Here is a 21881-nt window from a genome sequence, read left to right as displayed (position 1 = left end):
TTTAAGCGCGTATTATGCAGTACGCTTAAACAAAAAATTTTCTTCCAAAGACGCCATCTCACTATGCCAGGTTTCCAGCATCACTTGCTTTTCATCACTTGCGGGATGAAAGCTAGGCTTGAAATATTGCAGAAATTCCGGCGTCATACGCCTGATATACCCAGCATTCTTACCAAACCCAAACATCCACTTTAAACCTCCCCATAAAGATGAAGGTGCCAAGGCACGCGGATCATTAATGGTCAGACGCAATTGCGAAAGCAATATGAAGCTAATAAGTAGTAGAGTTGAAACAAGATACATAGTAATTCGACGCGCGTAGCTGCCATCAAGTTTTTGATATACGTCGTAAGCAACGGTGTTATGTTCAACTTCTTCGATTGCATGCCAAACAAACATTGGACGAATCTTCAGATGCACTGACTCCGCGATCTCTGGATGGCGTAGTACCGCAGTACCAAACATCGACGTAAAATGCTCCAAACCGGCGGTCATCGCCAACTGCTGTTTTGGCCCGAAAATTTTCCGAATAACATTGATAGCCCATTTCGTCTGCTTATCAATTGCCGCGGTGGGCGCACCTTGTGCGGCCAGAAAGTCATTCAGTTGATCATGGGCATTCGCGTGATGAGCTTCCTGGCCGATAAACCCTGAGACCTCATCGCTAAGTGCAGAGTGTTTGTCAAGTTGATTGCGGTAGTGCTTAACCGCATCAATCATAAAGCGCTCCCCCTCTGGGAATTGCGCAGCAAAACCTGTAAAAAAATGCGTAAGGAAAGGATTATTTGCCAGCCAGTCTCTATCGACGTCTCCAACAAGTTGAAAATCCATTCTGCGAGGTTTTATTTTATGTACAGTCATATCGCTCTCCATCAAAATACTATGCCTTATCTACCAATATATTTACCGCCTCACCAAGCTTAAAATTTTGATGACGGTCACCTTTTTGCTCTTCACTATCGGCGATATCTAATGCCTCAGCTAAATCCTTACCACCCGAATATCGCCACTCCACAATAGGTTGCAACACACCACGAAATGCATAAATCAGAGAGATCCAGTTTGGCGCCCAAACTCGGCTCGAGCGCTTGGTTATGGCATTTTCGATCACCGCTACAGCTTTATGGACACTAATCTCAGCACCGAGAAAATTCGGCAAGGACGCCTCCATCTTTGCCATGGCGGGATGTTGTCTTGATCCATGAACAAGATCAGTATCAATTGCACCGAAATACGCACACCCAACTGAAACGCCCTTGCGAGCGAGCTCAATACGCAAACTATTACTCAATGCATCCACCCCAGCTTTCGCTACAGCGTAGGCACCAACCAAGGGGCCGTTTATTACCGCTGCCACTGAAGCGACATTAAGAATGTATCCACGCTGGCTGACGATCTGTGGTAAAACAGCTCTGATGCTATTTATTACGCCATGCAAATTTACGGTGAGAGTTCGGTCGAATCCTGCGCTATCAGCGCAATCGAAATTGCCGATATGCAGTATTCCCGCGTTCATTACTGCGATATCAATCGGCCCTAAACGGCGTTTGACCTCCTCGGCAGCATTAACTAAGGATTGGGCATCAGTGACATCAGCCTCGATGGCAATACAGCAGCTTCCCAGATCGGCGCAAGTCGCTTCCATATACTCCAGCTCTAAACCAATTAACGCTACATTAGCACCTAGCTGATGAAGCCTACGTGCTATTGAAGCGCCTAGTCCTCGTGCGGCCCCGGTAATGAAAACCGTCTTGTTTTGAAGTCGATACATAAATCAAACCTCCCCTGTCTCTAGCACACAGAACTTGATGACTGTGTGTATTGGGTAGGCGCTACTTTCGTATTACTCCGGTACACACAATTAAAATCTTGACGCCTAAATGACGACAAAGCCCGCCGATATCGGAAGCTCCAGTCTGGCCATAAGCCCAGGTTTTGGCCATTCTGATCCTGGTAATAACTCTTGCATCCTCCGGCAACCCAACTCACTCGCTGGCTCTTTTTATGAACATCAGCAACAAATCGAGCCTGTGCTGCAGGCTTCACATCAATGCTGGCAATCTCGTCTCTATCAAGCTCCGCCATCACCATAGCTATGTATTCAGCCTGAGACTCCAACATATAAATGGCTGATTGATTTCCTGCTGCCGAGAATGGGCCAAGCATCGTGAACATATTTGGGAAACGACTTACTGAGGTACCAAGGTAAGCACCGCTCATATCGTCTTTAAATACCGACGACAGACTTTTTCCATCACAGCCAAATATGCGTTTAAATTGATCGTTGGGCACTTCAAATCCAGTTGCATATATCACCACATCAGCATCGATTTTATCGCCCTCATTTGTCTCAATACAGTCTTCATAGAATCGGGCCACGCCGTCAGTAATTAGCTCAACATTTGGTTCGTTTAGCGATGAGTAGTAAGCATTACTCAGTAGAGTCCGCTTACAATTAAATCGAAAGTCCGGTGTTAGTTTCGATCGTAATTCATAGCAATCAATATTGCGGCGAATATGCCAACGCCCGAGCGCCTCAAAGCCACCAAGAAAAATGGGATGAACATACTGGGGAAGGCCAACAATACCCTCATAGGCTGAATACCAAACGCCCCTAACCAGCTTTTGTAATACCGGAATACGCCTGTATATTCCACGCTTGAATGCGCTTGTTTCGGAATCGAGCCGGGGTAGTATCCACGTTGGCGTGCGCTGAAAGACATTGACTTTTTTTGCATTCTTTTGCAGTTCCGGAACAATCTGCGCGGCTGTCGCGCCCGTACCAATAACGGCCACTCGCTTGCCGCTAAAGTCGTAATCGTGATCCCAATTAAAGCTGTGAAAGTAGCTCCCACCAAATAAGTCTTGTCCTTCCAACACTGGGATTACTGGACTTCCGAAAGGACCGGTAGCAGTTATCAACGCTCGAGCATAGAAGTGACCAACGGGGGTTTCAATACACCACGCCAGTCGCTCTTCAACCCATCGGGCACTCAGCAGCTCATGCCCAAAACGAATTTTTTGACGTAGATTTAACTTCTCTGTGACATCGCGAAGATATTCAAATATCTCCTTTTGCTTGCCATAGGTGCGCGTCCAATCAGGATTTTTCGCGAATGAAAAGGAGTACAGATTACTGGCTACATCACATGCACAACCAGGATAATTGTTATCACGCCAGGTACCACCGACTTCATCGGCTCGTTCAAAAACAAGAAAGTCTTCAATACCTTGGTCAATTAAACGTTTGGCCATTGCTAGCCCACCAAACCCAGCGCCGATGATCACAATCGGATCCCGTTCCAGATGAGTTACTCCACTATCCAGTGATTCAACATTCAACAACACAGACACCTTTCTAATTTGTTATTATCGAAGATACAGACTACTCAGTTTTTTCCTCACCAAAAACTCGCCATTTCCTAAACTATAAAAAACCTTTAAATTCAAAAAGTTAAATTTATAATTACCGCATATAATTGTTATCCATCAATGCGTTTCGGCGCTCCACTCAACATTTATTCGCGTTTTGAAAAATCATCGACAATGTCAAACTTTCTCGCCAACGATATAAACGTTACGTAACTTATGCTTTAAAAACTTACCGGCCCGGACAGAGGAAGTGATTTATCGGTAAATTCCACGGATTTCGGACATTTGTAACTTGCGATATGTTTTTTACAATGATCGAGAAGATCTGATGATGTGTAGTTTGCGCTAGAACCAAGCACGACGATGGCGTGTACACGCTCACCCCACAGGGAGTCTGGAATACCGATTACTGCCACTTGCTGGACGCCTAGCATTATCGGCATTACATTTTCAAACTACTACCGAGTAGACATTTTCACCACCCGTAAAAATCATCACTTAATCCAATCAACAATGAATAAGTACCATCCCCGTCAATGTAAGCGGCGTCCCCGGTATGCAAGCATCCATCTATGATGGTCTCTTTCGTAACCGAGGAGCTACGCCAATAGCCCGCCATAATCCCAAGGACCCGAGCAGATACTTCACCGATTTGACCAGCTTCAAGCAGAGCTACGTTCTCGCTTTAAATTACAACACCGACCGAAGGTACAGCGCGGCTAGCCGACCGTAGTAAGTGTTTTTATCAGCCGTCAGAGAGTGGTCTGTTCCAACAAGAAGACTGATAACTGGCGCCATCTCTGTTTGACTAAACGCTTGGATTAAACTTACGTTTGGGTGCTGCCCTAAAATCCGAAATAAGAGCTCCTCTGGCATTGGGGAGCGCGATAAAGCAGATTATTGACCTTACAGAAACCATGCTCTCTGAAGGCTGAGTTATCCATGAGTAACTGAATCATTGTGGGCACTAAAAGCAAGTCTGTTACCCGGCACTGCTTATGGCAGGTAAGCACAGACTGAGGTTCAAACATTGGGACTTTCACATGTTTGGCACCGAGCATCGTATACGCAAAACACGATAATAGATCTGCAAGATGGAACATAGGTGGAGCGTGAAGCGTAACGCTAGCGCTATTAGCATCAACAGCAGCAACAACGCAAAGGGCGCTGCTTGTTAAAGCGGCTTGTTGCAACATACCCCCCTTCGGAAGACCAGTTGTACCCCCGGTATAGAAAATTCCGGCGAGGCTCTCATCACTACTAGTTAAATCGAGGTATGGTTTTGATGAGCCGAGTAAATTCTCCATGGAGATAGCCCAAGACGGGCAGCCTCCTCCATCATCCAAAAACACATAATTAGCTATACCTGCCCCACCTTGGCGGATCTTTTCTACCACAGGCAAAAATGTATGATCAAAAATCAAGGTCTGACTCTCAGAGTCATTTATAGCAAATTCAATTTCGGCAACTGCCCAACGTATATAAACGGCACGATCCGTGCGCCGGTTGCAGGAACGGCAAACAAGCATTCAAAATACGACGCGCTATTTAGGGCTAAAATAGCCACCTTCTGATTCGCTGCTACGCCGATTTTATGGAGTCCACCGGCACACACCCGGTCTGCTGCCACGTTCTTATTAGCCCTTGGAGTTCAAGCGCAGGACAATCTAAGTGAAGTTGCGCAGCTCGATATATTAATTGAGGGATGTGTGCAGTCATATTGCGCCTGTCCCTAAACGATTGACCTCCATGGCGGCGCAGATGCAAAATTATAAGCTGCAAATTCTATCTCAATGAATTACTCAGCTAATATTCGCCTTAGCGATCATAAATTTCTCTATATATATCAATGATGTTGTACTATGAGCAGAGGCAGTCTGAGTAAAATAATTCAACTATCAGCAGGGAGCATTCACATTTATGCGCCGCCAACCAAAACAACAGCGCTCGAGACTTATTGTTAGAGATATCGTGCAAGCGGCCCGCGAGCACTTAAATGAGAATGGCCTTGAGGGCTTCAATACATCGGCCGTAGCCAATCGCACCGGCGTGAGTGTCGGCACTATGTACCAGTATTTCGAGAATAAAGAACAACTATTAGACGCGGTCTCACTAACATTAGCCGAAGAAATCAAAGAACAACTTGATTTGGTGGCCGGCAGTGAAATACTCAGCGGATTTAGAGACTTTAGCCGCGTACTCATCTCCAGCATTATTTTTTACGTTGGCTCACAGCCACTTCTTATACGCGCCTTGCTAAGCTCAGACGCTGAACGACGACTCAGCGTTGCCGCAGAAAAAATTGAAGGTCATTTTACTGATGTATTTCGAAACTATGCTTTACAACACCACTCCGAACTCCCCAATACTAATTTACCATCAGCGGTATTCGTGGTGTTTACCTCAATATTGGCTGTAACTCTGAGAATGCAGATCATTAAAAAACCAGGAATTGATCATGCAGCAATCACTGATATGCTGGTCGAGTCAGCATTAGCAACCGTATTTGGCTCCAACTATGAAGCGCCGTAGATTTAGAAATAGGTGAAATTTTTTCCAATACAAGTTTATTAAGTCTTAGAGCCCTCCGAAGAACTCTTTCATCCCTATAGATTTTGTTCCATCGTAACAGCACCAACTATTTAAGGGGCATCAGAGCACGGGGCTAGTCGTAAACCATTGACTAAAAAATCCAGGTTCACGACACCCGCGGTCAATTATCGCCAGCGACCTGGCTTACTCACCCACACCCAGACACCGCTCAGCGCTAGCAACAGCAATAATACCGCTGCAATATCAGTTAGGATCACGCCGACAGGACCAAACAATCTGCCACTGTGCAAATCTAATAAAACCCGTTCCCAGTTCACGCCGTTGCCGCGATGTGCGCTCAACCAGACCTCGCGCAATGTCTGCGGCGGCGCGAGCTGGGCTGCCCACTTAGCCTCCGGCATTGGATTTTCGAGCGACGTAAATGTTAAAAGGGCGGGATCAAACTGAATAGTCGCCGTGCTTGTTCGCAGGTATATATTGTTATTGTTCGCCGCTATCGCGCTTACCGCCGGCGGCAGACCTAAAGATTCACTAATATCATCAAGGCGGGCGCCGTGAAGATTAAATACTTGAAGTCGGCCTTCGCACAAAACCAGCCAGTCTTCACCTTGCTTAACTGCGCCTAACAGCAGCCCATCGCAAGAACCAATTGGATTTTCGTTTAAGTACAAACTTGCGCCAGATTGAGCCAGCCAATCATTTTGATCGCGATAACTGCGAAGCTCTGGTTCGGAAATACCGTAGTAATTTAACAGCCACGTTTGTTGCACAAAGGATTTATCTAATCCCCACGATGCGCTGTGATTTATCGCAATACCAGTCACGACCAGCATCACAATGAATACCAAAAGCACAACGCCAAGACGGCGATGCCACCTCAGTAACAACATTCTAAAATAGCGAAATGGGCTCACAACTTATTCCGAAGCAGCAATGTCAGCCGCACGTTGTACCGCACTTGCTAAGATAAGTGCAACTTGTGCCACATGCTTTACAGCGCGCACAGACAAGGTTGCACCGGTAATTCCATCGATGTGGCCACTAAGACGGTCATCTTTATTTAAAGCGACATTATCAAATTGACGTGTAAAAAAGGGATGGCGAACCTCCCACCCCCGACTTTCTCTGAAGGCTAAAATTTCTACGCGCTTAACAGCCATGGATTGGCCATCAATCACTACGCCAATGGTAATTGGCATCTCCTTACCAATTTCTTCCAATATCCAGGCGGTATCATCGTTAACAGACCAATAACGCACACGCAGCAGGGGAAAGTCTCGACCATTTAGCAATTTGATGCGCGCTTTTACATCAGCCGGCAACCAATAAACCGTCGGACTTGGTTCCGCACGACCCTCAAATGACAGCTGCAAAAATTCTTCGACCGTAAGATACTGCCCTGCCACGTCACTGCTTCCGCTACCAGCAAACACAAGATTTGGGAGCATAACAGACACTAGAAACACCAAGATCACCACAGGCTTATACCTGCGGTGACCTGGTTTAATGCAGCAAGAAGCCACTTATTAAAAGCTCCAACCTAAGCCTAGATTAACCGCATCGCCTTTAGCATTCACTTGATCGGCAAAGTCGGCCTTAACAACCACCGTGGGCGTTAACCAATAATTGATACCGGCATCAAACTGTTCGATTTCAGTATCGGCTGCGCTGCTTGCAAGGTTGTCCCATTGGCTTTGACGAACAAACACACCGAGCTTTGGCGTAATTTTGTAAGACGCCTCAATGTAGCTGCCTTCTTGCTTATCACTACCATTGGCAGCAAACGTGGCACCATCGATATCCCATTCAGCGGTTAAGGCCGTCAAGGTCAAATTCGCAATTTGATAGCGCGCATGCAATTCATAAAACGTCGCTTCGCCCTCTGCGGCACCCTGTGTCACATCAGCTTGATATTGATAGGTGGCGCCCAATTCAAGACCAGAAATCGCGTTGTAAACCAAACGACCGGTATAGGCGAAATCTTCCGCTGTTGCTTTAGCGGACTTTTGGCGACCGCCGCGCACAGCGCCATTACCAGTAGGATCAATTGCTAAACCGCTATGTACCGCAAGGTTGTAATTAAAGCCCGGCAAAATTTCGCCACTCAGCATTGCGCCCGTTTCCCACCATGTTGCAGGGATAATGGCGCTTTCTACATTATTGCGCTCTACGCCGTAAAAGGTATCAGGCTCATGGGTTTCATTAATGATACCGACCGGGATCAAAAATTGACCCATGGTTAAGGTCTGACCTTGAGTAAAGTCCCACGCGATGTAGGCTTGCTCAATTTCAAGCTCGCCCGGGCCACTGCCATCGCTGGTGTCTTCAACGAAACCGTGTTCAATCTCTACTTCGGAGAAAAAACGCACGGTGTCGCTAAATTGATGGCCAACATAGATCACAAAACGGTGTGCATCCACTTGGTCGTCTTTATTCTTGAAGTGATTGAAATGGTGCTCACCATAACCGCCAATCGTGGTGCGGCTAGCCCAGCTGGCAACAGTCGCTGTTTTTTCAACAGCATCCGCGGTGGCGTTAATTTTGCTATCTGCAACTTTTTGATCTGCCTTTAAACGCTCAATCTCTTTTTGCTGCTGCTGAATAATCTGCCACATTTCTTCTTGGCTTGGCGCTGACGCTGCATTCACGACCAACGGCAACCCACATATGGCCAATGCTAATGCGGTTTTCTTCATGTTTACTTCTCCAACTCGACATTGTGATTTTAAAAACCACTTATTTTGTTTTTTTCAGCCATACACCTCATTACGCACAGCGGACGGAATCCTACCAAACACGAAGCTAAATGAAAAGCATTCTTATTTAGATTAAGCGGCGCAAAAAAAACCCAGTGGCAACACCACCGGGCTTTTTAAAAACGAAGACTTATATTATTCAGCGGCTGCTTGCGCTGCAGAGGTCTCTTGCACCAATGTTTTTAGCTCGCCACTTTCATGCATCTCACAAATAATATCGCAGCCGCCCACTAACTCGCCGGCAACCCACAACTGTGGAAACGTTGGCCAATTAGCGAATTCTGGCATTTTTGCGCGAATGTCCGGATTAGCCAAAACGTCAACAAACGCAAAACGCTCACCACATTCCATTAGGGCCTGGGATGTGCGCGCAGAAAAACCACACTGCGGTTGGCTAGGAGAACCTTTCATATAAAGGATAATGGGGTTAGATGAAATTTGCTGTTTGATTGCTTCGATAGTGTCCATGGATCACCTGCTGGTCTGAAAACGACGATAAGGCCTGATTAGAGTAGCGCTTATCCGGAGAATGTTGCCGCCATTCTAGCAATATCGGTTGCAAAAGTAATGCCCGCCTATTGTTAAACCTTTCCCCAGCCGCCGCCACCGGGTGTTTCAATGGTCAAAACATCGCCGCTATTGGCGCGCATACTGACCTTGGCTGGCAGGCGCTCGCCATTAAAGAGATTTCGACCCGGCTCAGCGTCATCGCCACCGGCAAGACCCCAGGGCGCCAGCGAGCGGCGCTCAGTCAGCAAGGTGAATTGGGTGGGTGCCAAAAACTCAAATTCGCGCACTACCCCGTCGCCGCCGCGATGCCGACCGCCACCCCCTGAGTGAGCACGCACAGCATAGCGCCGCACCCTTAGCGGGTAGTGCATTTCCAAACTTTCTATCGGGGTATTTAGGGTGTTGGTCATATGGCTTTGTACCGCCGTCAGGCCCTGGCCGTCGGCGTGTGCGCCCATTCCGCCTGCGATTGTCTCATAGTAATTCCAGACCTCGCGCCCGCCCAAGGGGTTCACCACGCCGCCCATCGCAACATTATTCATACTGCCCTGACTAGCGGCTGGAATAAGATCAGGAACCGCCTGCGCCAAAGCGCCCAGCACTGCATCAGTAATTCGCATTGAGGTTTCCACATTTCCCGCCGCCACTGCGGCCGGGCGCTGCGCATTCACTAAGCAGCCTTCAGGGGCTGATAATGTTATGGGCCGAAACAAGCCCATACACACTGGCACTTCATCGGGCATCAAACAGCGAAACACGTAATACACCGCAGCGGCCGCCACTGATAGTGGGCAGTTAATATTGCCGACGACCTGCGCCGAGGTGCCGCTAAAATCGACGACAACACCGAGTGCTCCCAACTCAATACTAACGACGATTGGCAGATGACAATTGCCAAAGCCATCGTCATCCATGTAATCAGTAAAGTGATACCGGCCATGGGGCAGCTCTGCCAAACGCCGCCGAGCAATGCCCTCGGCGTAATCCTGAACTTGATTTACCGCGACGCCAAAGTCCAGCGGCAGCGTCGAAATCACCTCAGTCAATCGCAATAAGCCACTGCGATTGGCACTGACCTGTGCAATAAAGTCACCGTGTTGACCTTCGCCAAACCAGCTATTCAAAAGCCCATAATCTAAGACACCATTACGCACCAAGTAGCTTGGCGGAATAACCACACCCTCTTCATCAAGATGTTGAGACAAGGGCATGGAACCCGGTGTGGATGAGCCAATGTCGGCGTGGTGGGCGCGGTTTACGACAAACGCCAGCAAGTCGTCCTCTTCGCCAAAGACGGGAGCAATCACCGTAACATCGGGCAAATGCGTGCCACCAAGAAAGGGGTCATTAACCACGACCATATCACCCGCATGCCACTCGCAGGCGCTGACGATGTCTGCCATCGCATAGGCCATACTGCCAAGGTGCACAGGGATATGCGCCGCCTGCGCGCACAGATCACCACGGGCATCAAAAATGGCACAGGAGAAATCCAAGCGGTCTTTTATATTTGGTGAGAACGCCGCACGTTGCAGGACTGCGCCCATCTCTTCACACACCGACTCCAGCCGGCTAACAAATAGACCTAGCTTAACCGGGTCAAGCTGGAGTGCTGATGAGGATGAAGATGCAGCCATGGAACGTGTGCCTGAGTATATGTGTGGGCGTAAGTATATGTGTGGGCGTAAAAGCCGAAAGTATCGCTAATATCCCCGCTGATACCAAGCACCAAAGCCATCATGCAAAAACAAGAATGGCCCCGCAGGGCCATTTTGTCACTACGGTGCTTACTTAGAAGCTATAGCGCGCATTAAAACCAATTGTCCGCGGCTGATTAACATAATGACTCACTCTGGCCTGACCACCACGCTCGGTATCTAGGGACAGCTCGGCGCGCTCATTTCCCGCATTCCGAACAAATATCCCGGTATCCCAGCTGTCATTCTTCATACCAAGGCGAAGATTGACAATTTGATAACCCTCTAAAGAGCGATCGTAGTCATAATTAGACTGGGTTAGAGGACCACCAATATTGGCACCATCATGCAGCGCAACACTATCTTTGCCGCCATTTTCTTGATCGCCAATTTGGGTATAGCGCTTAGCAATATTTTGGTAGGTGGCATTTGCATAACCCTCCCATGTCTCTGTGACGGGGAAGTAATAGCTTGCAGATATCGCCAACTCAAAGCCCGGCGCGGTTGGTAATTCATTGCCTTCGCGAATCCCGCCAACGACAGTGGTGACATTAGCGCCATTGGTTGAGGTCACCGTTGAATCCAGCTCGGTATTAACGTAGCTCGCCGACACACTGAACTCAAGATTCGTGGTGGGTCGCGACAAGAGCTCCAGCTCGATACCGGTACTGTGAGCCTTGGGCACATTATAAATCAGGCGTGACGAGCAACTACCGGCATTGACGGTTGCCTGCAAATCCTTAATATCGCTATAAAATAACGACGTATTCAAGGTGGCACTACCACCCAATAAGGTCAGCTTGCTGCCCACTTCATAGTTTGTCAGGGTCTCATCTTCAAAGGCATCTCGGCCCCCGAAGGTCGCCGCGTCGGCCGGCGTGCAAAGCGTCGCGTTCACGGGGTCGTTAATCCCGCCAAGGCGAAACCCCTTCGAGACCTGGGCATTCAGCATCACATCATCGCTAACGTCATAGCGCAACATCACCCTAGGCGAGACCCCATCGGAAGACACTTTGGACTTTTTGTCCAACACGCTGTCGGCATAAAGACCATCAAAGCTTAAGACCCGAGTCTCCTCATAATCAAAGAACCGTGCACCTACCACCAACATGGTTTTTTCACTTAAGTCATAGGAAAGCTCACCAAACACCGCGACCTGCTCAAGCTGATAGGGGATATCTGAATAATACAATTCATCAACCGCATTGCGACCCGCTGTTACGCCGGGATCCTGAGAATCAGGTGCGGCGGTGCGGGTAGTAGCATCGTAGCCACTCACCGGTAGTGACTGGCCATAGTGACGTTCAACGTCACTATAAAAAACACCGGCGACCCACTGCAAGCTATCCTGCGAGCCACTCAAGCGCAGCTCTTGGGTCATCACTTCAGCCTCGGTCGCGTCAACCAATGGCGCATCTAATTCGTATACCGCCGCTGATTCGCCAAACGAGCCGCCGAGAACACTGGCATTGAGCGACGAGGCATCGCGCACTACCAGCACATCGCGGTCGGTGTAAGAGCTGACTGAGGTGAGCAATAAATTCTCATTCAAATCATAATTTATTGTTAAATCCAGCAGTAAAAAGTCGTCCTCAAACTTTTCTTCCAGCTGGGTAAACTGCTCGTAGTCGCCAATAGTCAGTGGCGTGCGACTGGTGGTGTAGGGGTTGCCAAGCAGATTGTAATCGTCTTCGCGATTAAAGCCGTTCATCTCAATGGACTGATAGACCAATTTAGGCGTAATGGTGAGCGCATCACTGGGTTGAAAACTAAGCGCTAAACGCAGGCCCTCCCGACTCCCATCGTTGACATCGTCTTTTACGCTGCCATTGGGCTGATGGGCATCGATATAACCCGCATACTGCTGATGGTAGCCGACAACTCTAAGCGCCAAAGTCTCACTTAAAGGGACATTCCAATGGCCTTTCACATTGCCGCCTTCACTTCCCCCGTCCACGGTTTCGCCACCGAGCTGAACTGAACCGCTCATTGCCATCACATCCGGCTGATTGGTGATATAGCGAACCGTGCCGGCAAGTGAGCCCGAACCAAACAAGGTTCCCTGGGGGCCGCGCAAGACTTCCACCCGGTTAACATCATAAAAATCCAAGTCTGGCGTGAACAGCGACATCGAAATCACTGACTCATCCATATAAACACCAACCTGCTCTTTTACACCTGGCTGGTCACGAACAATTTGCCCTGCAGAAATGCCGCGAATAGCGACCTGACTCTGACCCGGACCAAGATTTTGAATAGTAATGCCCGCCACATTCGCGGCCATGGACTCGATATCGGTTGCGCCACTTCGCTGCAACTTATCCTCGGTCATTGCCGCAATAGAGAACGGCACATTTTGCAAGGTCTCAGACTGTTTACGCGCGGTAACCAGCACCTCTTCAATAACACGGCTAGACTCTGCTTGGCTAAGTGGCGCACTAACAGCAAAACTCATCGCCACCGAAATCCCGAGGAAAGTACGTTTGAACCTGGGTTTATTTATCATTGCCTGCTCCCTGTTTTTATTTTTCTTCTTATATATGTTGAATCACACAGACTGAACGCCGACATCACAAGCCAAAACCACGCAGCGTTCCGAAATAGTGCCACTCCTGTATAGCAGATCAACCACGTAATGCACCGTATTAATGCATATGTTTTTCAGCAATTAAGGTCCGATTTGTATTTTGCAGCGACTCAGGCTTAACTATCCTGCTAATTAAAAAGAGAATTCGACTATGTCAGCCAACATCAACCTACCTCGAATACTGCGTATTGGCGCTGGCGTAAGCCGCCAGCTGCCCGAGGTGCTAGATGAACTCGGTCTGAAAGACCCTCTGTTGGTCAGTGATGACTTTATTGTGAGCCTGGGCTGGCTAGACAACTTAGAGGCCCAGCTCAATGAAAAAGGCTTCACTCACAATCGATTTACCGATGTGGTGCCCGACCCGACAACAGACGCTATTGCGGCGGGATTGGCGGTATTGAAACAGGGAGAACACGACTGCGTCGTCGCCCTAGGTGGTGGCAGCTCCATAGATACAGCCAAAACCATCGCCGCCATGGCTAACCGCGACCAGCCAATACGCTGCTATAAAGTGCCGCAAACCTTGGATGATGGCCTTCCTATTATTGCCATCCCCACCACAGCCGGCACCGGCTCAGAAGCCACCCGCGCGGCGGTGATCACCGACACAGAAACCCAGGAGAAAATGCTGTGTATGGGTCTTGGCCTCATGCCGGTCGCAGCATTAGTAGATTTTGAGCTCACCATGACCATGCCACTCAGGCTAACCGCCGACACCGGTATTGATAGTCTCTGCCATGCACTAGAAGCCTATGTGAGCCGTCGCGCCAACCCCTTCACCGACACCATCGCGCTGGCATCCATGGCAGCCATCGCCAAACATTTGCGCACCGCATGCCAAGAACCCGACAATCGCGAAGCGAGAGAGGCCATGATGCTGGCCGCAACTCAGGGCGGCATTGCGTTCTCAAATGCATCAGTCACTCTCATTCACGGCATGAGTCGCCCCATTGGCGCGCTGTTTCATGTGCCGCACGGTATGAGCAACGCCATGCTGCTGCCCGATATTACCGCGTGGTCAATTAGCGGCGCGCCGTCACGCTATGCTAGCTGCGCCCGCACCATGCAATTTGCCAGCAACAGCGATAGCGACGAGCTGGCAAACCAAAAACTGATCATCGCGCTGCGCCAACTGTGCAGTGATTTGCAGGTGCCCACCCCCGCCAGTTTCGGTATTAGCAAAGCCCAGTGGCAGCAGGCCATACCCACTATGGCGCAGCAAGCACTAGGCTCCGGCTCACCAGCAAACAACCCACTTATTCCAAATGCCGAGCAAATAGCCGCACTTTATGAAACAGTTTGGGGCGGCTAAGTTGTCGCCCCAGCTGTTATTAATGTCCCTATGACCTCAGTCGTTTACTCGCTGAGGCCAAACAGCGTGCTAAACCTTTGGAACAGAAATTATCGCGATAGGCGCTTTTCCCACCCCAAGGCCTAGAATTCGGGTGGCGTTCCTTATATTATTGAGGGTCTGACTGGGCAGCTCTAGCTGCCTTTTTGCGTTTTAAATCCTTTGTACTGTTTTTTTTGCGTTGTTATCGCACTTTAGTGATATTGCAGCGCACGGAGATCTATTGATGGCTCAACCGGCTTTAATGAACACCTATGGACGCCTACCGGTCACTTTTGTCCGGGGCGAAGGTGTACGCCTGTTCGATACCGAAGGTAAACGCTACCTAGATAGTATTAGTGGCATTGGCGTCAATGCTTTAGGTCACTCGCATCCCGCCGTCACCGAAGCAATTCAAACGCAGGCCGGCCAGCTTTTGCACACGTCCAATTTATACTCTGTGGAAAAACAACAGCAATTGGCGGAAGCCCTATGCGCCGCCAGCGGCATGGACAATGTGTTTTTCGCAAACTCTGGTGCCGAGGCCAACGAAGCAGCTATCAAGCTCGCTCGTAAGCATGGTCATAATCGAAATATTGAAATTCCCCATGTTGTGGTGATGGAGCAAGCCTTTCACGGCCGGACTCTGGCAACGCTAACCGCATCTAGCAACCGTAAAATTCAAGTGGGCTTTGAACCCCTAGTGCGGGGCTTTATCCGCGCGCCGTTTGGCGATATTGAGGCGCTGGAAACTATCGCCCGCAACAACACTAGCGTTGCTGCCGTTTTAATTGAACCTATTCAAGGCGAAGGCGGCATTCACACCCTGCCACCAGAATATCTTTCCCAGCTTCGGGCACTGTGTGACAAATACGACTGGCTGCTAATGCTAGACGAAGTACAAACCGGCAATGGCCGTACCGGCAAATATTTTGCTTATCAACACGCCGGCATCATGCCCGACGTGGTAGTAACGGCAAAAGGTCTAGGCAACGGCGTCCCAATTGGCGCCTGCCTCGCCCACGGTAAGGCCGCGTCGTTATTTCAGCCTGGCAATCACGGCTCCACGTTTGGCGGCAACCCTCTGGTTTGCGCCGCAGGGCTCGCAGTGGTCAATACCTTGACCAGCAACAATATGATTGAACAGATTGCCGAAAACGGCCGCTATTTAATGGCCGGCCTTAAGAAACAGCTCGCCAACGCGCCGCACGTAAAAGAAGTCCGCGGCCAAGGCTTTATGGTTGGTATCGAGTTAACTACCCCCTGCGCCGCACTTGTTGGTCAAGCGCTGGAGAAAGGTCTACTGATCAACGTAACGTCAGAGCGGGTGGTACGCTTACTACCACCACTAATTATTAACCAACAGGAAATTGATGAATTGCTCTCTATTCTTTGCCCGCTTATTTTAGCGTGGGCAGAGCAGGGCAGCGCGGCGTGATGCCGGTTCAGCAGTATAGGTAGCCGAATGGCCTTAAGACATTTTTTAACCCTCACGGATTTGAGTCCAGCCGAACTGGAGCAGCTAATTCAGCGCGCCATCGAACTCAAAAAAGAGCATAAAGCCCGCAAAACCAGCGTTCAGTTTCCTAATTACGTTTTAGGCATGGTGTTTGAAAAGGCCTCTACCCGTACTCGCATTTCCTTTGAAGCCGGTATGGCACATTTGGGTGGCCACGCGATTTTCTTATCGCCACGCGACACCCAACTCGGTCGCGGCGAGCCCATCGAAGACAGCGGCAAGGTTATTTCATCGATGTGCGATATCGTCATGATTCGCACCTTTAAGCACGAGATTATTGAACGCTTTGCCGCTAACTCTAGCGTGCCAGTTATCAATGCCCTGACCGACGACTACCACCCCTGCCAGCTACTGGCCGACATTCAGACCTTTGTTGAACATCGCGGTAGCATGAAGGGTAAACAAGTGGCCTGGATTGGCGACGGCAATAATATGTGCCAGTCCTATATTAAAGCAGCCATGATGCTCGACTTTAAATTAATGGTCGCCTGCCCAGAGGGCTTTGAGCCCCGCGCCGACCTAGTCGCCGCTGCCGGAGACCATGTTGAAATAGTGCGCGACCCTGTAGATGCCGCTCGCAACTCAGACCTTCTGGTGACAGACGTGTGGGCCTCTATGGGCCAAGAAGAAGAAAAAGCCGAGCGCCGCCGCAAACTCTCTGGCTACCAGCTAAACCGCACACTTGTAGATTTAGCCAACCCCGGCGCGCTGTATATGCACTGCCTGCCAGCCAAGCGCGGCGAGGAAATCAGTGCGGACTTGATGGACGACCCCAATACCGTTATTTGGGATGAAGCCGAGAATCGCCTGCACGCTCAAAAAGCCCTGCTCGAATTCTTGCTTAATCACGCGGCAGCCTAAGCCTGCGCTCGCGGCAAACCACCTGACCTCATTCTCTGGATGGTTTGTCGACTCCATTACTAAAGCTAATCCGCATCAAAGCTAGCCCACTGCCACAAACGCTGCTGGCTGCGCACAAGAAAATCCCGCCATTTTGCGAATAGAAATGATAAGCTTTAGCATGCACGGCCATAGCAACATCGCTTAAGATATCGGCTAGCCATCACCACCGACCTCACTATCAAGGCCCTTACATTGCTGCAAGTTCAAGAAATTCAATGCCAGTATCAAAGCGATATCGTCGTCGATAAGGTGAGCTTTCACGTCAATGATGGCGACATTTGTAGCTTACTCGGCCCCAGCGGCTGCGGTAAAACCACTATTCTTAGGGCCATAGCCGGCTTTCAGCCACTTACCCACGGCAAAGTTATTTTGCGCGATCACTGCCTGAGCCAGCCCGGTAAATTAGTCGGCCCCGAACAGCGCAATATCGGCATGGTGTTTCAAGACTACGCCTTATTCCCCCATCTTAGCGTTAAGGACAATATCCGCTTTGGCCTGCGCAAACAAAATGAACGCGAGCAAAACAGCGCCGTAAAACGCTTGCTGGAACTGGTGCGACTTGAAGGCATTGCCCACCGCTATCCCCACGAATTATCTGGCGGCCAACAACAGCGCGTGGCACTGGCAAGGGCCCTAGCCCCCAGCCCAGACTTACTGCTATTAGATGAACCCTTTTCAAATTTAGATACCGAGCTGCGCAAGCGCCTCAGTCTTGAAGTGCGCGACATACTCAAAGAACTGCGTATCAGCGCCATCTTGGTGACCCACGATCAACAGGAAGCCTTCGCCTTTAGCGACCAAATTGGGCTGCTCCATGGCGGCAAGCTTCAACAGTGGGACATCCCCTTTAATCTCTATCACGAACCCAGTAATCGCACCGTTGCCGACTTTATCGGCGAAGGCTGCTTTTTACCCGGAGTCATAGGCAGCGAAGCCAACACCGTCACCACCGAGTTTGGCACTCTAATGGGAAACCGCGCCTATCACTGGCCACCCGGCACCCCGGTTGAGATCCTGCTGCGCCCCGACGATATTGTGCTCAGTGATTTTGGCGGCATTACCGCCACCGTCGTAGAAAAGGTATTCTCCGGCAGCGCCACCCTCTATACACTAAGCCTGCCCACTGGCAGTCGAGTAGAAGCACTACTGCCAAGTCACCGCAATTACGCCATAAATGAAACCGTACAAATCAACACCGAAGCCGACCACCTCATTGCCTTCAGCCGCGAAGAATTACTACAGGGTAGCGCCTGATTTTTTCGAGTATAAAAAAACCGTTTTTATTCACAATCCGTCTACCGATCAGCGCTGGCTCTTTAGCAATCCCCAATCTTGCTGAAACCCACGCCTCGCGGGCGCCTGCCAGCTTACACCCCTTTTACACACCACTTATCGACACTTTATCCACAGAAAACACACAGCATCTAGTGCTTGCGAACTTAGTCAAACCGCATTATCTTGTATGCCAGCTTTAGCTAAACCCCATATATAGGGTTTTGGCCAGACAAAATAACAATGGACGACCAATCCACACTGAAACCCTGTTTCAAAGTTATTACAGCTCATAATCAAACCTCTACCCACCATCGGGTGATAAAAAAGAGGCTACGTAAAAAGATTGCCGCAGCGCAGTTTAAAGGACATCAGCAAGGGCCCGGAGATATCATGCAAACCCAACAAGACAGCAGCACCAATGCCACAGGCATACCCCCACAAAACAGTAACGACACTGAATTAAAAGCCACCGCACCAGGTCAATTGCGCGTTATTAAGCGCAACGGTTCGGTAGTGGCTTACACCGACGACAAAATCAGTGTCGCTATCACCAAGGCCTTTTTAGCAGTAGAAGGTGGCAATGCCGCCGCCTCTACCCGCATTCATGAAACCGTTGCCAAACTGACCGATCAGGTCAGCGCCACGTTCAAGCGCCGCATGCCCTCTGGCGGCACAATGCACATTGAAGACATTCAAGACCAAGTCGAGCTGGCGCTAATGCGCAGCGGCGAACACAAAATCGCCCGCGGCTATGTTTTGTATCGCGCGGCCCGCGCTGAAGAACGCAGCCAGCTGGCTCCTGTTGGCGAAAAAGTTCACCCCAGCATTCGCGTTAAGCACGCTGATGGCAGCGAATCTCCGCTCGATCTGGGTCGCCTAGAATTCATCGTTCAAGAAGCCTGCGAAGGCCTGAAAGATGTTTCGGCTGCCGCGGTTCAAGAAGAAGCCCTAAAAAGCCTGTACAACGGCGTACCAGAAGACGAGGTCAACACCTCGCTGGTCATCACCGCCCGCGCCATGGTTGAAAAAGAACACAACTACAGCCTAGTTACTGCCCGCCTGCTGCTAGACAAATTACGTGCTGAATCGCTGAACTTTTTAGGTGTTGCCAAAAGCGCAACCCAGCACGACATGACCATTTACTATCCCCAAGCGCTGCCTATTTATTTGCGCAAAGGCGCTGAGCTAGAGCTGCTAGACCCACGCCTAGAATCTGAATACGACGTGGCTGCATTGGGCGCCGCCATCAAGCCAGAGCGCGACATGCAGTTCCATTATCTGGGCCTGCAAACTTTGTATGACCGCTACTTTATTCACAGCAATGAAGTACGCATTGAATTGCCGCAAATCTTCTTTATGCGCGTTGCTATGGGTTTGGCAATGAACGAAGAAGATCGCAATGCCCGCGCTATCGAGTTCTACGACCTGCTTAGCTCGTTCGACTATATGAGCTCTACGCCGACGCTGTTCAATGCCGGAACCCTGCGCCCGCAGCTATCGTCTTGCTACCTCACTACTGTGCCAGACGATCTGCACGGCATTTACGGCGCTATTCAAGACAATGCCATGCTGTCTAAATTCGCCGGCGGCTTGGGTAATGACTGGACGCCAGTGCGCGGCCTAGGTGCTTACATCAAGGGCACCAACGGTAAATCACAAGGTGTTGTACCCTTCCTGAAAGTGGTTAACGACACCGCTGTTGCCGTAAACCAAGGCGGCAAACGCAAAGGCGCGGTGTGTGCTTATTTAGAAAGCTGGCACATCGACGTTGAAGAATTCCTCGAGTTGCGCAAAAACACCGGTGATGACCGTCGTCGTACCCACGACATGAACACTGCCAACTGGATTCCTGACTTGTTCATGAAGCGGGTTTTCCAAGACGGCGAGTGGACGTTGTTCTCACCCAATAACGTACCAGATCTGCATGACCTGTACGGCAAAGCCTTTGAAACACGCTTTGAAGAATACGAAGCGATGACCCGCAGCGGCGAGCTAAAATTATTCAAGCGCGTAAAAGCGGCCGACCTGTGGCGCAAAATTCTGTCTATGCTGTTTGAAACAGGCCACCCATGGATCACCTTTAAAGACCCATGCAACCTGCGCAGCCCACAGCAACACGTTGGCGTCGTTCACTCATCAAACCTGTGTACAGAAATCACCCTGAACACCAGCAAAGATGAAATCGCGGTCTGCAACCTAGGCTCGGTAAACCTTGCCCAGCATATCGGTGACAATGGCTTAGATTTAGCCAAGCTAGAAAAAACCGTTACCACTGCTGTGCGTATGCTAGACAACGTTATCGACATTAACTATTACAGCGTGCCACAAGCCAAAAACTCCAATTTCAAACACCGTCCTGTCGGTTTGGGTTTGATGGGTTTCCAAGACGCACTATACAAGCAGCACATTCCCTATTCGTCTGACGAAGCCGTGGAATTTGCCGACCGCTCAATGGAAGCCATCAGCTACTACGCCATTAAATCGTCAAGCGACTTGGCAGTGGAACGCGGCTCTTACCAGAGCTACGAAGGTTCGCTGTGGAGCCGTGGCATTCTGCCCATCGACTCTGTGCAGCTGCTTATCGACCAGCGCGGTGCCGACTACATTGAAGTAGACCAAAGCCAGACGCTAGACTGGAACAGCCTGCGCGCCGTTGTTAAAGCGCAGGGCATGCGTAACTCTAACGTCATGGCAATCGCGCCCACCGCCACCATCGCCAATATCACTGGCGTGTCACAGTCTATCGAACCCACGTATCAGAACCTGTACGTGAAATCGAATCTGTCGGGCGAGTTCACTGTAGTTAACCCCTACCTCCTCAGAGACCTGAAAGCACGCGGTCTTTGGGACGCGGTTATGGTTAACGACCTGAAATACTACGAAGGCTCGGTCAGCAAAATCGACCGTATTCCAGACGACCTTAAAGCACTGTACGCCACCGCGTTTGAAGTAGAACCGCGCTGGTTAGTCGACGCCGCAAGCCGTCGCCAAAAGTGGTTGGATCAAGCCCAATCATTGAACCTATACATAGCTGGCGCTTCGGGCAAAAAGCTCGACATCACCTACCGCATGGCATGGTACCGTGGCCTAAAAACCACCTACTACCTCCGCGCATTGGCCGCCAGCTCCACTGAGAAATCAACGGTTTCTCAAGGCTCAATGAACAAGGTATCGTCGCAGGCGGCACCCAAAGCAGCGGCCACCGCGTCTGCCGCTCAACCAGAAGCAGCGCCACTACCAAAGGCCTGTTCACTGGACGAGCCAGATTGCGAAGCCTGCCAATAAGGCAAAGTCGGCGCCCCCTCTATAAAGAGTAAGGGCGCCAGCAAGATAAACAGCGCTCATACATTAGCGCTGACATACACCAAGAATACCGAGG

17 protein-coding genes are annotated in these 21881 nt (G+C 50.0%); 6 read left to right on the top strand and 11 right to left on the bottom strand.

Annotation, left to right across the window (positions count from 1 at the left end; all coding sequences use genetic code 11):
* Positions 1–12 precede the first annotated feature (12 nt).
* The 5 genes from AB4875_RS04285 to AB4875_RS04265 all read right to left on the bottom strand — a co-directional run bounded on the left by AB4875_RS04285 (position 13) and on the right by AB4875_RS04265 (position 4901).
* Positions 13–861, bottom strand: coding sequence for a metal-dependent hydrolase (locus AB4875_RS04285; RefSeq protein WP_368374814.1), 849 nt, complete (start codon positions 859–861; stop codon positions 13–15).
* 19 nt (positions 862–880) lie between these two features.
* Entirely contained in the window at positions 881–1771 is an 891-nt protein-coding gene (locus AB4875_RS04280; protein WP_368374813.1) for a short-chain dehydrogenase/reductase, read from the bottom strand.
* Between the two features lie 20 nt (positions 1772–1791).
* On the bottom strand, positions 1792–3345 hold the full coding sequence (locus AB4875_RS04275; RefSeq protein ID WP_368374812.1) for a flavin-containing monooxygenase: 1554 nt from the start codon (positions 3343–3345) through the stop codon (positions 1792–1794).
* A 248-nt stretch (positions 3346–3593) separates the two neighbouring features.
* Positions 3594–3815: an AMP-binding enzyme gene (locus AB4875_RS04270; RefSeq protein WP_368374811.1), complete on the bottom strand. Its 222-nt coding sequence runs from the start codon at positions 3813–3815 to the stop codon at positions 3594–3596.
* A 402-nt stretch (positions 3816–4217) separates the two neighbouring features.
* Positions 4218–4901 (bottom strand): AMP-binding protein, encoded by a 684-nt coding sequence (locus AB4875_RS04265; protein ID WP_368374810.1) that lies wholly within the window; start codon positions 4899–4901, stop codon positions 4218–4220.
* 391 nt (positions 4902–5292) lie between these two features.
* On the opposite strand from AB4875_RS04265, the gene AB4875_RS04260 reads away from it, so the two are divergent.
* The gene (locus AB4875_RS04260) at positions 5293–5904 is read left to right on the top strand and encodes a TetR/AcrR family transcriptional regulator (protein ID WP_368374809.1); all 612 of its coding nucleotides are present in this window, start codon (positions 5293–5295) and stop codon (positions 5902–5904) included.
* A 185-nt stretch (positions 5905–6089) separates the two neighbouring features.
* On the opposite strand, the gene AB4875_RS04255 is transcribed toward AB4875_RS04260, so the two are convergent.
* From AB4875_RS04255 to AB4875_RS04230, 6 genes are all read right to left on the bottom strand, one after another.
* Positions 6090–6839 carry a PepSY domain-containing protein gene (locus AB4875_RS04255; RefSeq protein ID WP_368374808.1) on the bottom strand — a complete coding sequence of 250 codons (750 nt, stop codon included), beginning with the start codon at positions 6837–6839 and terminating at the stop codon, positions 6090–6092.
* A 3-nt stretch (positions 6840–6842) separates the two neighbouring features.
* A complete protein-coding gene (locus AB4875_RS04250) occupies positions 6843–7373 on the bottom strand; it encodes an FMN-binding protein (protein ID WP_368377042.1) in 531 nt (176 codons plus the stop codon).
* Between the two features lie 78 nt (positions 7374–7451).
* The gene (locus AB4875_RS04245; RefSeq protein ID WP_368374807.1) at positions 7452–8621 is read right to left on the bottom strand and encodes a putative porin; all 1170 of its coding nucleotides are present in this window, start codon (positions 8619–8621) and stop codon (positions 7452–7454) included.
* Between the two features lie 195 nt (positions 8622–8816).
* Complete coding sequence (gene grxD, locus AB4875_RS04240) at positions 8817–9149, bottom strand: Grx4 family monothiol glutaredoxin (RefSeq protein ID WP_368374806.1); 333 nt, start codon at positions 9147–9149, stop codon at positions 8817–8819.
* Between the two features lie 113 nt (positions 9150–9262).
* Positions 9263–10828 (bottom strand): hydantoinase B/oxoprolinase family protein, encoded by a 1566-nt coding sequence (locus AB4875_RS04235; protein WP_368374805.1) that lies wholly within the window; start codon positions 10826–10828, stop codon positions 9263–9265.
* 154 nt (positions 10829–10982) lie between these two features.
* Positions 10983–13394 carry a TonB-dependent receptor gene (locus AB4875_RS04230; protein ID WP_368374804.1) on the bottom strand — a complete coding sequence of 804 codons (2412 nt, stop codon included), beginning with the start codon at positions 13392–13394 and terminating at the stop codon, positions 10983–10985.
* 232 nt (positions 13395–13626) lie between these two features.
* Between AB4875_RS04230 and AB4875_RS04225 the strand changes: the two genes are divergently transcribed.
* The 5 genes from AB4875_RS04225 (at position 13627) to AB4875_RS04205 (ending at position 21787) form a co-directional block, all read left to right on the top strand.
* Positions 13627–14787: an iron-containing alcohol dehydrogenase gene (locus AB4875_RS04225; protein ID WP_368374803.1), complete on the top strand. Its 1161-nt coding sequence runs from the start codon at positions 13627–13629 to the stop codon at positions 14785–14787.
* A gap of 265 nt (positions 14788–15052) precedes the next feature.
* Positions 15053–16243, top strand: a complete 1191-nt coding sequence (locus AB4875_RS04220) for an acetylornithine transaminase (protein WP_368374802.1) — start codon at positions 15053–15055, stop codon at positions 16241–16243.
* A gap of 27 nt (positions 16244–16270) precedes the next feature.
* Complete coding sequence (gene argF / locus AB4875_RS04215) at positions 16271–17185, top strand: ornithine carbamoyltransferase (protein WP_368374801.1); 915 nt, start codon at positions 16271–16273, stop codon at positions 17183–17185.
* 234 nt (positions 17186–17419) lie between these two features.
* The gene (locus AB4875_RS04210; protein ID WP_368374800.1) at positions 17420–18481 is read left to right on the top strand and encodes an ABC transporter ATP-binding protein; all 1062 of its coding nucleotides are present in this window, start codon (positions 17420–17422) and stop codon (positions 18479–18481) included.
* A gap of 411 nt (positions 18482–18892) precedes the next feature.
* Positions 18893–21787, top strand: a complete 2895-nt coding sequence (locus tag AB4875_RS04205; RefSeq protein WP_368374799.1) for a ribonucleoside-diphosphate reductase subunit alpha — start codon at positions 18893–18895, stop codon at positions 21785–21787.
* Positions 21788–21881 lie beyond the last annotated feature (94 nt).

This window comes from Zhongshania sp. R06B22, assembly GCF_040892595.1.
In the GTDB taxonomy this organism is placed as follows: domain Bacteria; phylum Pseudomonadota; class Gammaproteobacteria; order Pseudomonadales; family Spongiibacteraceae; genus Spongiibacter; species Spongiibacter arctica.
This window is presented reverse-complemented; position numbering and strand designations above follow the sequence as displayed.

Excerpts from the sequence above, each read along its gene's own strand:
- AB4875_RS04235 (WP_368374805.1), bottom strand. The coding sequence starts at position 10,828 with ATGGCTGCATCTTCATCCTCATCAGCACTCCAGCTTGACCCGGTTAAG.
- AB4875_RS04260 (WP_368374809.1), top strand. The coding sequence starts at position 5,293 with ATGCGCCGCCAACCAAAACAACAGCGCTCGAGACTTATTGTTAGAGAT.
- grxD (WP_368374806.1), bottom strand. The coding sequence starts at position 9,149 with ATGGACACTATCGAAGCAATCAAACAGCAAATTTCATCTAACCCCATT.
- argF (WP_368374801.1), top strand. The coding sequence starts at position 16,271 with ATGGCCTTAAGACATTTTTTAACCCTCACGGATTTGAGTCCAGCCGAA.
- AB4875_RS04270 (WP_368374811.1), bottom strand. The coding sequence starts at position 3,815 with ATGCCGATAATGCTAGGCGTCCAGCAAGTGGCAGTAATCGGTATTCCA.
- AB4875_RS04225 (WP_368374803.1), top strand. The coding sequence starts at position 13,627 with ATGTCAGCCAACATCAACCTACCTCGAATACTGCGTATTGGCGCTGGC.
- AB4875_RS04245 (WP_368374807.1), bottom strand. The coding sequence starts at position 8,621 with ATGAAGAAAACCGCATTAGCATTGGCCATATGTGGGTTGCCGTTGGTC.
- AB4875_RS04285 (WP_368374814.1), bottom strand. The coding sequence starts at position 861 with ATGACTGTACATAAAATAAAACCTCGCAGAATGGATTTTCAACTTGTT.
- AB4875_RS04250 (WP_368377042.1), bottom strand. The coding sequence starts at position 7,373 with ATGCTCCCAAATCTTGTGTTTGCTGGTAGCGGAAGCAGTGACGTGGCA.
- AB4875_RS04265 (WP_368374810.1), bottom strand. The coding sequence starts at position 4,901 with ATGCTTGTTTGCCGTTCCTGCAACCGGCGCACGGATCGTGCCGTTTAT.
- AB4875_RS04220 (WP_368374802.1), top strand. The coding sequence starts at position 15,053 with ATGGCTCAACCGGCTTTAATGAACACCTATGGACGCCTACCGGTCACT.
- AB4875_RS04230 (WP_368374804.1), bottom strand. The coding sequence starts at position 13,394 with ATGATAAATAAACCCAGGTTCAAACGTACTTTCCTCGGGATTTCGGTG.
- AB4875_RS04205 (WP_368374799.1), top strand. The coding sequence starts at position 18,893 with ATGCAAACCCAACAAGACAGCAGCACCAATGCCACAGGCATACCCCCA.
- AB4875_RS04280 (WP_368374813.1), bottom strand. The coding sequence starts at position 1,771 with ATGTATCGACTTCAAAACAAGACGGTTTTCATTACCGGGGCCGCACGA.